This window comes from Microbacterium sp. KHB019, from assembly GCF_037285405.1.
Lineage (GTDB): Bacteria > Actinomycetota > Actinomycetes > Actinomycetales > Microbacteriaceae > Microbacterium.
The window spans coordinates 62,759-76,336 of the sequence record NZ_JBBDHF010000004.1; the positions used below are offsets into that span (position 1 = coordinate 62,759).

The 13,578-nt window shown below is 68.1% G+C and carries 13 protein-coding genes; 2 read left to right on the plus strand and 11 right to left on the minus strand.

The window, feature by feature from the left end:
* Position 1: 1 nt before the first annotated feature.
* Both KHB019_RS13485 and KHB019_RS13490 read right to left on the minus strand, forming a co-directional pair.
* On the minus strand, positions 2-1,627 hold the full coding sequence (locus KHB019_RS13485) for an ABC transporter permease subunit (protein WP_230103707.1): 1,626 nt from the start codon (positions 1,625-1,627) through the stop codon (positions 2-4).
* A 79-nt stretch (positions 1,628-1,706) separates the two neighbouring features.
* Positions 1,707-2,945: a sugar ABC transporter substrate-binding protein gene (locus KHB019_RS13490; protein ID WP_337459193.1), complete on the minus strand. Its 1,239-nt coding sequence runs from the start codon at positions 2,943-2,945 to the stop codon at positions 1,707-1,709.
* A 195-nt stretch (positions 2,946-3,140) separates the two neighbouring features.
* On the opposite strand from KHB019_RS13490, the gene KHB019_RS13495 reads away from it, so the two are divergent.
* Entirely contained in the window at positions 3,141-3,629 is a 489-nt protein-coding gene (locus KHB019_RS13495) for a YajQ family cyclic di-GMP-binding protein (RefSeq protein ID WP_230103709.1), read from the plus strand.
* Between the two features lie 18 nt (positions 3,630-3,647).
* Here the strand turns inward: KHB019_RS13495 and KHB019_RS13500 are convergent, their stop codons facing one another.
* Genes KHB019_RS13500 through KHB019_RS13525 form a run of 6 tightly spaced genes read right to left on the minus strand, consistent with a single transcriptional unit; the run spans position 3,648 to position 9,187 of the window.
* A complete protein-coding gene (locus KHB019_RS13500) occupies positions 3,648-4,238 on the minus strand; it encodes a class I SAM-dependent methyltransferase (protein WP_337459194.1) in 591 nt (196 codons plus the stop codon).
* A 44-nt stretch (positions 4,239-4,282) separates the two neighbouring features.
* Positions 4,283-5,332, minus strand: coding sequence for an alpha/beta hydrolase (locus KHB019_RS13505; RefSeq protein ID WP_325471988.1), 1,050 nt, complete (start codon positions 5,330-5,332; stop codon positions 4,283-4,285).
* Between the two features lie 24 nt (positions 5,333-5,356).
* Positions 5,357-6,730 (minus strand): FAD-dependent oxidoreductase, encoded by a 1,374-nt coding sequence (locus KHB019_RS13510; protein WP_337459195.1) that lies wholly within the window; start codon positions 6,728-6,730, stop codon positions 5,357-5,359.
* A 37-nt stretch (positions 6,731-6,767) separates the two neighbouring features.
* Positions 6,768-7,829 carry a polyprenyl synthetase family protein gene (locus KHB019_RS13515; protein WP_230103723.1) on the minus strand — a complete coding sequence of 354 codons (1,062 nt, stop codon included), beginning with the start codon at positions 7,827-7,829 and terminating at the stop codon, positions 6,768-6,770.
* Positions 7,830-7,850: 21 nt separating this feature from the next.
* Positions 7,851-8,606 (minus strand): class I SAM-dependent methyltransferase, encoded by a 756-nt coding sequence (locus tag KHB019_RS13520; RefSeq protein ID WP_325471989.1) that lies wholly within the window; start codon positions 8,604-8,606, stop codon positions 7,851-7,853.
* The gene (locus KHB019_RS13525) at positions 8,603-9,187 is read right to left on the minus strand and encodes a hypothetical protein (RefSeq protein ID WP_230103724.1); all 585 of its coding nucleotides are present in this window, start codon (positions 9,185-9,187) and stop codon (positions 8,603-8,605) included. Before KHB019_RS13525 ends, KHB019_RS13520 begins: the two co-directional genes overlap by 4 nt.
* A 57-nt stretch (positions 9,188-9,244) precedes the next feature.
* On the opposite strand from KHB019_RS13525, the gene KHB019_RS13530 reads away from it, so the two are divergent.
* Positions 9,245-10,522 (plus strand): isochorismate synthase, encoded by a 1,278-nt coding sequence (locus KHB019_RS13530; protein WP_337459196.1) that lies wholly within the window; start codon positions 9,245-9,247, stop codon positions 10,520-10,522.
* 4 nt (positions 10,523-10,526) lie between these two features.
* Here KHB019_RS13530 and KHB019_RS13535 read toward each other — a convergent pair whose 3' ends face one another.
* The 3 genes from KHB019_RS13535 to KHB019_RS13545 all read right to left on the minus strand — a co-directional run bounded on the left by KHB019_RS13535 (position 10,527) and on the right by KHB019_RS13545 (position 13,501).
* A complete protein-coding gene (locus KHB019_RS13535; protein ID WP_230103726.1) occupies positions 10,527-11,381 on the minus strand; it encodes a PPK2 family polyphosphate kinase in 855 nt (284 codons plus the stop codon).
* A 102-nt stretch (positions 11,382-11,483) separates the two neighbouring features.
* Positions 11,484-13,157 (minus strand): 2-succinyl-5-enolpyruvyl-6-hydroxy-3-cyclohexene-1-carboxylic-acid synthase, encoded by a 1,674-nt coding sequence (menD, locus tag KHB019_RS13540; RefSeq protein ID WP_337459197.1) that lies wholly within the window; start codon positions 13,155-13,157, stop codon positions 11,484-11,486.
* Entirely contained in the window at positions 13,154-13,501 is a 348-nt protein-coding gene (locus KHB019_RS13545) for a PLD nuclease N-terminal domain-containing protein (protein WP_230103728.1), read from the minus strand. Before KHB019_RS13545 ends, menD begins: the two co-directional genes overlap by 4 nt.
* Positions 13,502-13,578: the final 77 nt, after the last annotated feature.

The window sequence follows — 13,578 nt, forward strand, 5'->3', positions numbered from 1 at the left end:
GTCAGTTCAGCTCCTCAAGTGCCTTGGTCCGCCGGAACGCGATGACCGAGATCGTCGCGACGAGGATGAAGATGATGATCGAGAAAGCGCTCGCGAGACCGTAGTCGGAACTCGAGCCGACGAACGCCACCTTGTAGACCATGGTGATCAGGATGTCCGTGGCGCCGACGTTGACATTCGCCGAGACATCGCGCGGTCCTCCGCCGGTGAGCATGTAGATCAGGCTGAAGTTGTTGAAGTTGAACGCGAACGAGGAGATCAGCAGCGGCGCGACCGAGACGAACAACAGCGGCAGCTTGATCGATCGGAACACCTGCCAGGCGCTGGCGCCGTCGACTCGTGCGGCCTCCTGCACATCCTCGGGTATGGCCTGCAGCGCACCGGTGCAGATCAGGAACATGTAGGGGAAGCCGAGCCAGAGGTTCACGAGCAGGATGCTGAACTTCGCCAACCACTCGTTGGTGAGCCACGGGATGTCGGCGCCGCCGAACAGCACGACGTTGAGGAATCCGAACTCCTGGTTCATCATGCCGGCCCAGACGAGTGCCGAGAGGAACCCGGGGAACGCGTACGGCAGGATCATGAGGATGCGGTAATAGCGCTTGGACTTCATGCGCGGGTCGTTGAAGACGATCGCGACGAACAGTCCGAGTGCGAAGCACGTCAGCACCGACATGATCGCGAAAACGAACGTCCACACCAGGACGGAGAAGAACGGCCCGCGGATGGACTCCTCCGCGAATGCGCGGACGAAGTTGTCGACCCCGACGTTGATCTGCCAGCCGGGGCGCAGCTCGGTGCCGTCCTCCGCTGTGAACGCGCCGGTCCCTGTGTCTGCGTAGACGACGCCGGTTCTCGTGTCGGTCATCGTGTCGGCGGCCTCGTCGTAGACCAGCTTCGACAGGTAGACGTACGCGCTCGATCCGTCAGGGGTCCGCAGGGCGCCGTCGTTCGGGTCGTCGCTGATCGGCACCGACATGTCGGCGATCGCCTTCTGGTTGGCGACGATCTGCTGGAAGCCGAGCGTGTTGTAACCGGCCAGCCCTGTGGCCTTGCCGCCGTCCATCTCGGCGCCGTCGACCTCTTCGAGCGGACGTTCGTCGCCGCCGATCGACACGTCGCCGTCCGGGGAGGTGACGAGGAAGGAGAACTCGCCGAGCTGCTCGACGATGCTCAGGTCGTACGCCGGAGAGTCGGGCACGCGCTCCTGTGCGGACAGCATCAGCGAGTTGATCGCGCTGTCCTTGTCGCTGTTGTGGCCAGTGCCGTAGTTCGTGAACGCGATGTACCCGGTGTAGAGCGCCGCGAACACCTGGAAGATGAACAGGAAGATGAGTCCGGGGACCAGGTACTTCGCCGGAAGGTTGCCGCGACTGAAGTAGATCCAGTTCGCGAACGCCGTGACCGCGAGCACGATGACCGCGGGGACGATCTGATCGCTGCGCCACAGCACGAAGATCGCGTAGATCGCGAGGGCGTCGATGACACCCAGCGCGACGACCTTGAACAGCAGCAGCTTCCAGCCGACGCCGGCGTGTTCGGCGATGTGCGCTGCGCGCTTCTGGTTGCGGTCACGTCGGGTCCGCTGGATCGCAGCGTCGCGTTCGTCTGTGGTGGGCGTCGTCATCGATAACCTCGGTGTGCTCAGCGGTACGGCGGGCGCGGGCGGCACCCGAGTGTCGGGTGCCGCCCGCTTCTCAGAGGGATCAGCCGATTGCAGCCTGGATGTCTGCGGCCATCTTCGACCACAGGGCTGCGGAGTCGCCGCCGTTGATGATGGCCGCCTCGGTCACACCCCAGAACTCCCACACAGCACCCATCTCAGGGATGCTGGGCATCGGAACGGCGGTCGCGCCGACCTCGCCGAAGCCGGCGGTGATCGGGTCGGAGGTGACAGCGGCCTCGAAGGCGGAGGTGAGGGCCGGGGCGCGGCCGCCGACCTCGTAAAGGGCGGTCTGCACGTCTTCACTGCCGATGTAGTTCACGAGGAACTCATTGGCCGCGAGGCGGTTCTCGCTCTCAGCGCTCAGGAAGAAGCCCTGTACGCCGGCGAACGGCTGTGCTTCCTGGTCGCCTGCTGCGGGGATCGGGTCGACGGCGATGTTCAGACCCGCCTCGACGGCTGCCGGCGCGTTCCACGGACCCGTCAGGAAGAACGGGGACTTGCCGGAGTTGAAGTTCTCCTTGGCGAGGTCGCCCGTGATGTTGGTGTTCATGACACCCGCTGCGCCCTGCTCCTTCAGCCAGGCGGCGAAGGCGGTGCCGCCCTCGTTGCCGATCTGCAGGTCTGCGGCGTCGTAGCCGCCGTCGGCGGTGGTGCCGAAGACCGGAGCGCCGAACGAGGTCTGGAACGGGTACAGGTGGTACGGATCGGCTGCTTCGGGGTCGAGGCCGACGAGGAACGGGTACTCGGTTCCCGCTGCCTCGCCCTTCGCGATCATGTCGGCGAAGTCGGTCGGCGCCTCGGGGACGAGGTCGGTGTTGCGCAGCAGCGCGATGTTCTCGATCGCGTACGGCACGCCGTAGGTCTGGCCCTCGTAACTCCACGCGTCGATGGCGACCTTCTCGAACTCGGCGGCCTTGTCGCCGAGCTCGACGGGTGCGACGACGCCGTTGGTGGCGAGCACGCCCAGCCAGTCGTGCGCGCCCACCGCGATGTCGGGCCCTTCGCCGGTCGGAACCTGCTGGACGAACTGGTCGCGGATCTCGCCGAACTCCTTCTGGACGAGCGTGACCTTCACGCCGGTGTCCTCGGTGAACGCGTCTGCCGCGTCCTCCAGAACACCTGCACGGTCGGCGTCGACCCAGACCGTGATCTCGCCGGAGAATTCCGCATCACCGGAGTCGGAATCGCCTGCGCCGCCGCTTGCACAGCCGGCGAGCGTCAGTGTGGAAATGGCTGCGATCGCGCCGAAGGCGACGATGCCCCTCTTGTTCACCTTCATTGGTGGTGGCCTCTCTTAGTGCTGATGGGCGCCTGCAACAAAACTGCAAGCGCTTACAGTATGCACGGCAGAGCTGCCGTTAGGCAATGGCTGGATCGGCCGATATCAAGCTGTGACACAAGGGGCGCAGAAGCGTGTCGTGATGGAAGCGCTTCCAAGATCGTGTGGGCAAACGCGAATCGATAGGATGGCGCCATGGCAGACTCATCGTTCGACATCGTCAGCAAGGTCGACCACCAGGAGGCGGAGAACGCCCTCAACCAGGCCCGCAAGGAGGTCGAGCAGCGCTACGACTTCAAGGGCACCGGCGCCTCGGTCGAGTGGAGCGGCGAGTCGATCCTGATCAAGGCGAACACCGAAGAGCGCGCGAAGGCCGTTCTCGACGTGTTCCAGTCCAAGCTCATCAAGCGCGGCATCTCGCTCAAGAGCCTCGAGTCGGGCGACCCGTTCGCCAGCGGCAAGGAGTACCGGATCGTCTCCACGCTCAAGGACGGCATCTCGTCGGAGAACGCGAAGAAGATCGGCAAGATCATCCGCGACGAGGGCCCGAAGGGCGTGAAGAGCCAGATCCAGGGCGACGAGCTGCGCGTGCAGTCGAAGAGCCGCGACGACCTGCAGTCCGTGATCGCGCTGCTCAAGGGGTCGGACCTCGACATCGACCTGCAGTTCATCAACTACCGCTGACCTCCGGCCACTCCCGGATCACGCCGGCGCGCGACCCTCATAGAGCACGACAGGTGTCGGCGGCAGCGGCCGATCACTGACCCGCACGCGGCGGACATCGACGTCGATGAAGCCGGCCTCCGCGAATCTCGAGAGCGTGTCGCGATTCTGATGGCACCCCGCGCACCAGTGCACCGTGAACGGGGTCGCTGCGCGTTGCAGCAGCGGCAGCACCCATCCCCGTGGCGCGAGCACGTGTTCGACGAACAGCATCCGTCCTCCCGGAACGAGGACGCGCCGCAGCTCGTTCAGGGCCGCGCGGACGTCGGGCACCGTGCACAGCACGTATGTCCCGACCACCACATCGATCGAGCCGTCCGGGAGCGGTACGCTCTCGGCCCCGGCCGCCATCGGTACGGCGGCGTGCCCCCACTCGCGCGCCCGACGTGCGAGTTCCTCCCGCCGAACGTCGTCGGGCTCGAGCCCCTGCCACACGACATCGGGCGGCAGCGCCCCGAAGTTCTCACCGCGCCCCGCACCGATCTCGAGCACACGTCCGCGAGCGCGACCGACGAGCTCGCGCTCCAGATCGTCCAGCTGATCGTCATCGGTCAAGGGGTCCTTGGGCACGAACTCAGTCTGCCCCGATGAGGCTCTCGCGGTCGTGACATCCATCACGAACTTCGCGGGCTGCTCGCCGCCCATCCGACGACCCAGCGCTCCAGCCGGGCGTACGACTCGTCGCGCGCTGACTTGCGCGACAGGAAGACGTCGTGGAGTGCGCCGTCGATCCGCTCCACGGTGACCGACGATCCCAGACGCAGGGCGCGCTGGGCGACGCCCTCCACCACGAGCACGGTGTCGGCCGAGGTGAGCTCATCCGACCAGCGCGTGGGCAGAGCCGACCGAGCAGACAGCAGTACGCACACCGGGGCCGTGATCGAGAGCCCCTCGGCGACGGTACGGTGCCCGTGCAGGATGGCGCGCAGCCACCCGGCATGAACGGACATCGCCGGCACCGGGCGCCATTCCGGGTTCGTCTCCATGAGGTCATCGGGGTCGACGACGGCCGCCTGCGCGCGTGCGTAGAAGCCGAGATCGATCTGGGGCGCCGCCTCCATCGGGCGCAGCCGCGCCTGCAGTTCGACCATCGGGGTGATCGCAGCACGCAGCGGCGCGAGCTGGAACTCCAGCCACGGCGAGTTCAGGATGACGGCGTCCGTCGCCTCAGGATGCCGCGACGCCCACAGGCTGAGGACGAGCCCACCGGTCGAATGCCCCATGAGGACGAGCCGACGAGAACCACGGGCATCGGATTCCATGGCCGCGACAGCGGCTTCGATGTCCTCGTCATAGGTCGCGAGGTCGGCGATGTACCCTGGCGTCTGCCCGTCGCGCAGGCTGCGGCCGTATTTGCGCAGGTCGAGCGCGAAGAACCGGGCACCGCGTGAGGTCCAGAACCGCGCCAGCCGCTTCTGGAAGAAGTAGTCGGACCATCCGTGCACGTACAGCACGTCGACGCCGTCGAGCAGCGGCGGCGGAACCTCGACGGGCCGCCCGCGGAGTCGGCGCACGAATCGATTCCACCCGCGCGGCGGTTCGGGGAGAGGATCGGGCAGCGCGCGCACGAGCGTCGCGACGACCTCGCCCTCATGGTCCTCACCCAGCGGCAGCGTGGTCTGCTCGAACTCGTCGCCGAGGACGTCGGGCAGCCAGGCGGTCATGGCGCCAGCCTAGCCGCGGGTGACTCACTCCCCGCGGGAGATGCGCACCATCTCGTCGCGCGGGACCACCTTGATGCGCGCGCGCTCGTGCGGCGCACCGAGGGCGACCTCGTGCTCGTCGAGTCGGTGCCAGCCGTCGAGGTCGGTCCACTGGATGCCGCGAGACTCGAGCAGTGCCGGGATCGCCGCCTCCGACGGATCGGCCGGCTGCCACCACGAGCCCTGGTCGTTAACCAGGTGCTGCACCGTCTCCATCGCGTCGGACTTCGTGTGGCCGATGAGTCCGACCGGTCCGCGCTTGATCCAGCCGGTGGCGTAGATGCCGGGGACGCGCTGATTGGAGTCCTTGGCGATGACCTGACCCTCGCGGTTCGGGATCACCCCGTGCTTCTTGTCGAAGGGGACATCCTTCAAGGGCGACCCGAAGTAACCGACCGCGCGGTACATCTGCCCGATCGCGATCTCTCTCAGCTCGCCCGTGCCAGTCATGCCACCGGAGCCGTCCGACTGCGTGCGCTCGTAGACGATCGCGGCGACTTTGCCCTCGGCATCCGTCTTGATCTCGACCGGCTTCGCCCAGAAGTGCAGGTGCAGACGGCGGGACGCCTCTCCCCCGGCGTTGTTCACCGACGGACGCGTGCGCCACTGCTGCAGGATGCGGTCGATGACCTTGACCTGCTTGTTGCTGGCGACGGCATCCTTGGATGCCTCGTCGTAGTCGAAATCCTCGTCGTAGACGACCATGTCGACGTCGCGCAGCTCACCGAGCTCGCGCAGCTCGAGCGGGGTGAACTTCACCTGGGCCGGCCCTCGGCGCCCGAAGACGTGGACGTCGGTGATCTTCGATGCCTCGAGGCCGGCGTGCACGTTGTCGGGGATCTCGGTCGGCAGCAGGTCCTCCGCATGCTTGGCGAGGATGCGGGCCACGTCGAGCGCGACGTTGCCGTTGCCGAGGACGGCGACGGACTCGGCATCCAGCGTCCAGTCGCGCGGCACGTCGGGGTGGCCGTCGAACCAGCTGACGAAGTCGGCTGCGCCGAAGGACCCGCCCGCGTCGATGCCCGGGATGTCGAGCGTGGTGTCGCGGATGGCGCCGGTGGCGAAGATCACCGCGTTGTAGTGCTTCTTCAGGTCGTCGAGCGTGATGTCCTCGCCGAAGTGCACGTTGCCGAAGACACGGATGTCGCCGCGGTCGAGCACGTCGCGAAGAGCGTTGACGACGCCCTTGATGCGCGGGTGATCGGGGGCCACGCCGTAACGGACGAGGCCGTACGGTGCGGGGAGCTGCTCGAACAGATCGATCGACACGTCGAACGATCGCTCGGTCTTCAGCAGAATGTCAGCGGCGTAGATGCCAGCCGGGCCTGCCCCGACGATGGCCAGCCTGAGCTTGGTCATGGGTGTCCTTTCGGATGCTGCAGCGATACGGATGCGATCAGCTGCTGCGGTCTGCAAGTGTCTCTGCGAAGCGGATCAGCGCATCGCGCACCGTGCCCTTGGGCAGCGGCGCAAGGGCTGCGATGGCATCCCGGGTCCAGGTGCGGGCGAGCTCGAGCGTCTTCTGGGTGACGACGTGGTCACGCAGCTCAGCGAGCGGCTGATCGAGGATGACGGCATCCGCCCCGTCGGCGATGCTGGCCACGCCGTCGTCGATGCGCGTCGCGAGGCCGGCGGACGCGGCATCCGTCTCCGCCTTCAGGAGCAGGTACGGCATGGTCGGCACCCCGGCTCGGAGGTCGGTGCCCGGGACCTTTCCGGTCTCGGCCGGGTTCGCTGACAGGTCGATCACGTCGTCGAGGAGCTGGAACGCGACGCCGACCTTCTCGCCGTAGACCCGAAGCGGCTCCTCGTATTCGGCAGGGGCGTTGGAGAAGATCGCCCCGCCCTGGGTGGCGGCGGCGATGAGGGAGCCGGTCTTGTCAGCGAGCACCTGGAGGTAGAACTCGATCGGGTCATCACCCGGCTGGGCACCCACGGTCTCGTGGAGCTGCCCCATCACGAGCCGCTCGAACGTGTCGGCCTGCAGCCGGATCGCGCGGTCGCCGTAGTGCGACATGAGCTGACTCGCGCGGGAGAACAGGATGTCACCGGTGAGGATGGCCACGTTGTTGCCCCACACCGCGTGCGCTGCTGGTACTCCGCGTCGGCGGTCGGCGCTGTCCATGACGTCATCGTGGTAGAGCGAGCCGAGGTGGGTCATCTCCAGCGCCTTGGCGATGTCGATCACCGGCGCGATGTTGCCCTCGCCGAGCTGTGCCGTGAGCAGCGTGAGAACGGGGCGGATGCGCTTTCCACCGGCCTCGTACAGATAACGAGCAGAGGCGTCGGCGATGGAGTCGGCGACGCGCAGTTCTTCAGCGAGGCCGTTCTCGACGAGGTCGAGCCCTTCTTCGATCTGCCGTGCGATGCGGCGTGCGGCAGGCCCGACGAACACGCGGTCGCTGAAGCCGAGACGGCTCGCGAGGCGCGAACCCGGGGCAGCGGGGCTCGAAGTCACGGTTCCCACCCTACCTGTGGCTCACGCCCGGTCGGTCGCCGCTGCGGCGTCTGCCGCGGGCTGGTCGAGCGGCTTGGTCGCACGGTGAAGCGCGACGATGCCGAAGGAGAGATTGCGGTAGGCCACGTCGGTCCAGCCCGCTTCGCGGATCCAGGCGGACAGGCGCTTCTGGTCGGGCCAGTCGCGGATCGACTCGTTCAGGTAGTCGTAGGCATCGCCGTTGGTGCCGGCCAGACGCGCGACCCGCGGGAGGACCTGCGCGTTGTAGAACCGGTAGAGCCCACGGAACACCTTCGCCGGCGGCGTGGAGAACTCGTTGATCACCATGCGCCCGCCCGGCTTGGTCACGCGGAAGAGCTCGGCGAGCGCCTTCTTCGGATCCTGCACGTTGCGCAGGCCGTAGGACATCGTCACCGCGTCGAACTCGTCATCGGCGAAAGGCAGGTTCGTGGCGTCGGCTTCGACGAACGAGAGGTTCGGCAGGTGGCCGTGCCGGCGCTCGCCCTCGGCCAGCATCCCCGGCGAGAAATCCGCCGCGACGACGTCGGCTCCGCTCGCGGCGAGGGATGCCGAGGAGGATGCCGTGCCCGCCGCGAGATCGAGGATCCGCTCGTAGCGCTGCGGTGCGACGGCACGGGTGGTCGCCGCACGCCAGAACGCGTCATTGCCGAACGTCATGACGGTGTTCGTGCGGTCGTATCCGGCCGCGACCTGGTCGAACATGCCGCTGACGCGCTTCGGGTCCTTGCCGAGGTCGGCGCGGTTGGGCTGGCTCACTCCTCCAGTCTAGATCTGTCCGGCCGCAGCGACTGGAGTCGGTCGAGCCAGCGGTCGGCGGTCGCGTCGTCGAAGGGCGCGGTCTGGGCGCGGACGCGCTCCTCGAGGCTGAGCGTCAGCGCTTCGAGTCGCGCCATGACGTCGGCCGGATAGCCGTACCGGATGCTGTGCTCCGCCCACTCGTCGCGGTCGTCGACCCAGGTGCCGCTCGGGCCTTCCGCCGGGTCCCTCTCCTTCTCGAGCCGGATCACGTCGAGGTCCATGTCGATGCCGGTCGCCAGCAGCGGGTCATCCGACCAGCGGACGTCCCAACCCAGGTCGATGTAGATCCGCATCCCGAACGGATGATCGCGGTTCACGGTCAGGGCGAAGTCACCGGACGGCGGAACGAGCGTGACGTTGGGCGCTTCGGCGTGGAACTCCGCGCCGGGGCGGATGCTGTGCCATCCGATCGGCTGCCCGACCCAGTCGCCCCACTCGTCGGATCCCAGATAGACGCACTCGTGACGCCAGTGCGGCGAGTCGTCCCACTTACGCCACTGGAAGATCATCTCGGTGCCGGGTTCGGGGCGGGAACTCACGCGGCCAGCCTAGTGGCGGCATCCGACCGGTATCGCCCGACGAACTATCCTGGATGGGTGACCAAACGCCTGATCGTGCAGACCCGCGAGTTCGATCCGGTCGACGATCTACTGGCGTATGCCGACCCCGATCGGCCGCTCGCCTGGTTGCGTCGCGGCGACGGCATCGTGGCGGTCGGCTCCTCGGATCCGGCCACAGCACCGGCATCCATCCGTGTCTCGGCCGGGCAGGGCGTGCTGCGCAGCGCGATCATGGCCGACGCTTGGCGCGAGATCGTCGCGAACGCCGAGGTCGACGACCCTGTGGGGTTGCCGGGGACGGGCCTGGTCGGTTTCGGAGCGCTCACCTTCGACGAAGGGTCGGAGGCCGACAGCATCCTGATCGTGCCGTCGATCATCCTCGGCAAACGCGCCGGGCGCGGCTGGATCACCCGGATCGCCATCGCCGGTGATGAGCTGCCGCAGGATCAGCCGGGCGCCACCATCGACCCGTGCGCGTACGGACCCCACTGGGCCGGGACGGTCGGGCCAGGTGCGCAGTCGCCGAACGGCTATCAGGCATCCGTGCGCACGGCACTGGATCGCATCGGGAGCGGCGCGGTCAGCAAGATCGTCCTGGCGCGCGATCTGGCAGGGACGATCCCCAGCGGGTCCGACCTGCGGCGACTCGTCCGCGCACTCTCGACCGGCTACCCCGACACGTGGACGTTCGCGGTCGACGGTCTCGTCGGTGCGAGCCCGGAGACCCTCGTCACGGTGCAGGACGGCACCGTGACCGCGCGCGTGCTCGCCGGGACGATCGGGCGGGGTGCGGATGCCGACCAGGATGCCGCCGCGTCGGCGCATCTGGCGTCGAGCACGAAGGACATCGACGAGCACGAGTACGCGGTGCAGAGTCTGCTCGACTCGTTGCGCCCGCACGTTCGGGCGATGGCTTCGAGCGAGCAGCCGTTCCTGCTGAAGCTGCCGAACCTGTTCCATCTGGCCACCGATGTCGAAGCAGAGCTCTCAGACGGCGGATCGGCACTGGATCTCGTGGGGGCGCTGCACCCGACGGCCGCTGTGGCCGGCACGCCGACGAAAGTCGCTGTGGCGGCGATCCGCGAGATCGAGCCGTTCGACCGCGGCCGATACGCGGGTCCGGTCGGCTGGATCGACGGCGACGGCAACGGCGAGTGGGCGATCGCGCTGCGGTGCGCTCAGTTCACCCCGTCTGCGGACGCGATCGCCGTCACGGCATACGCGGGTGCCGGGATCGTCGCAGCGAGCGACCCCGAGACCGAGCTGCTCGAGACGCGGGTCAAGTTCCGTCCGCTGGTCGACGCGCTGGCCTGAGGCTTCAGCTCGCTGCGAGGCGCTTCTTCTCGGTCTCGACGTCGAAGTCGGCGGGCGGCCACTGCGGATCGATGTCCTGGAGAACGGCGAGCAGCAGTTCCTGGACGGCGAGGCGCGCGTACCACTTGCTGTTCGCCGGCACGACGTACCAGGGCGCATGCTCAGCCGAGGTGCGGTCGAGCACGGCCTGGTATGCCTGCATGTACTGGGGCCACAGCATCCGCTCGTCGACGTCGCCCGGGTTGTACTTCCAGTACTTGTCCGGACGATCGAGGCGCTCGGCGAGGCGCTCCTTCTGCTCGTCGGCCGAAATGTGCAGCATGACCTTGATGATGCGCGTACCGGATCCCGCGATCCGGGCTTCGAACTCGGTGATCGCGTCGTAGCGCCGTTCGATCTCGTCGTCGGAGGCCAGCTTGCGCACCTTGCCGATCAGGACGTCCTCGTAGTGGGAGCGGTCGAAGACGCCGATGAAGCCGGGCTGCGGCAGCCGCTTCTCGACGCGCCAGAGGAAGTCGTGCGCGAGCTCCTCGTCCGTCGGAGCTTTGAACGCGACGAGTTCTATGCCCTGCGGATCGACACCGCCGACGACATGCCGGACGACGCCGCCCTTGCCCGCGGTGTCCATCGCCTGCAGCACGAGCAGCACGGAGTCGTGCGCGTCACCGCCCCGACTCGCGGCGTACAGCCGCTCCTGCAGTTCGCCAAGACTCTGGATGCCGGTTACGAGGTCCTTCTCGCCGTCCTTCTTGTCGCCGCCGTAGCCGGGGTGACTGCCCGGGTCGACGGCGGAGAGCGTGAAGCCCTCCCCTACGCGCAGCAGTTCGGTCGCTTCTGCGCTCCAGCCTCGCTTGCTCATGCGTACATCCTGCCCGGGCCTGCCCGATCGCGCGAGGATCAGAACGCGCCGAGTGCCCGAAGCCCCGCAGTTTCACCGCTCCATGCCGTGAGTCTGTCCTGTTCACTCACGCGGCAGCGGAACCTCGATGATCTGACGGCCTGCCACGGGCGAGGTCAGCGCCTGGTCGAGCGCGGCGCGCGTGGTGATGCGCTGATAGGCCCAGCCGTACGCGAGCGCGAGCTGTTCGAGTCCAGTGGTGTGAGGTGTGTAGAAGACACGGTCGAGATCAGCACGCGGGGCGGAGGCCGCCACCTCGAGCCCGTCGAAGATCGTGCCTCCCCCGTCGTTGCCGACGATGACCTGGATGCGCGGCTCGGTCTCGTCGGGCGGCAGCAGCAGTGCGCCGACATCGTGGAGAAAGGCGAGGTCGCCGAGCAGCACGCGCGTGATTCCGGCCGCGCCGTCGGCCTGACTGGCGATCGCGATGCCGGTGGCCGTGGCTATTGTCCCGTCGATCCCAGCCAGCCCGCGGTTGGAATGCACCGGAACCTTCTTGCCGCCGAGCACCGCGTCGGCGACACGGACGAGCCTGGAGGACCCGAACATCAGCCGGTCGTGCGGCCAGGTCGCACGCCACACGGCGTCGACGAGCAGCTCGCGATCGAGCGGGCGACGAACGGCTTCGAGCTCGGCGCGCATCGCATCGCGGCGCGCCCCGAGGTCGGTGGAGTGCAGGCCGTCCTGGTCGGGTGCGTTCTCGCTGAGGTCGATGACGGAGGCGGCTGACGCCCGCATCCATTCGCCGAGCCAGGCGCGGTCGGCTTCGCCTTCCGCGACCGAGACGGATGCCGCGGCACGGGTGCGTCCGTTGAGGTTCAGCGACTCGCCACCCGAGCGCACGGCGACGATGTCGACGTCGTCGCGCTTCAGCAGCGCAGTCGCCTCCCGGCTGAGGGTCGGATGCCCGAGCACGACGACCCGTTCGATGCGGCCGCCCAGCTGCTCATCGCGCAGGTGCTCGCGGTAGCCGTGCACGACATAGCGTCCGAAGCGCGAGCCGCTGACGATCTCGGCGATGAGCGGCCAGGATCCGGCGAACGAGAGCTCCTCGGCCGCAGGCCCTGCGTCGGCGCCGGCGAGGACGACGGTACGGGGTCCGCGTTCCAGGGCATACGACTCACCGGCATCCGAGGTCGGCGCCGTGCCGGCCACCGCCGCGAAGTCGTCGGGCAGAGCGCTCGAGAGCGGCTCACGAGTCGGGAGGTTCAGATGCACGGGGCCGCGGACGCCCGGCAGGGCGTCGGACGCGGCATCCGCTCCCATGGCGGCTGCGGTCGCGCGCGCGCCGAGGCCGTCCCAAGAACCGTCGCCCGGCACGGGGGCATCGTGCTGCCAGCGCACGAACGGACCGAACATGCCGGGCTGGATCGTCGCCTGATTCGCCCCGACGCCGCGCAGTTCCGGCGGGCGGTCCGCCGTGAGCAGGAGGAGCGGGACTCCGGAGTGGAATGCCTCCATGGCAGCGGGCAGGAGCCCGGCAGCGGCGGTGCCCGAGGTGCAGACCACGGCAGTCGGAACCCCGCTCTCGCGGGCGAGGCCGAGCGCAGTGAAGCCGGCGACGCGCTCGTCGATGCGGATGTGCACGCGGATCGCGCCCTGGCGGGCGAGATGCGAGGCTGCGAGCGCGAGCGCCTGCGAGCGGGAACCGGGCGAGATCACCACGTCGCGGATGCCGGACGCGACGAGCTCCGCGAGCAGGGATGCCGCGGCATCCGCAGCAGGCGATGAGGTCATGAACGCGAGTCCGCGGCCGGGCCGTCGGTCTCGTCGTCGAGGCGCGCGAGTTCCTCCTCGAGGCGCCGGATGCGTTCGTCCTGCTCGCTGTTGCCGAGGCTGCGGAGGAACTCGGGGTCGTCGTCAGGGGCGACGGAGCGCATGCTCTCCTGGTCGCTGCGGCGGCGGCGCCCGATCACGAACCAGAGGATGCCGCCGAGCACGGGGATCAGCACGACGATGGCGATCCAGGCGGCCTTGGGCACACCGCGGTGCCGCGTCGCCGGCTGCACTGCGCAGTCGACGATGCTGAACACCCAGAAGACTAGGGCGAGGAAAGCCAGAACAGCCCATACCCGGAACACGTATCCAGTCTAGGCGGGTTCCGCGATGGCGGGCCCCGGGGTGCGCTCGGACGGTGGACGCTCGAACCTGAGCCGTA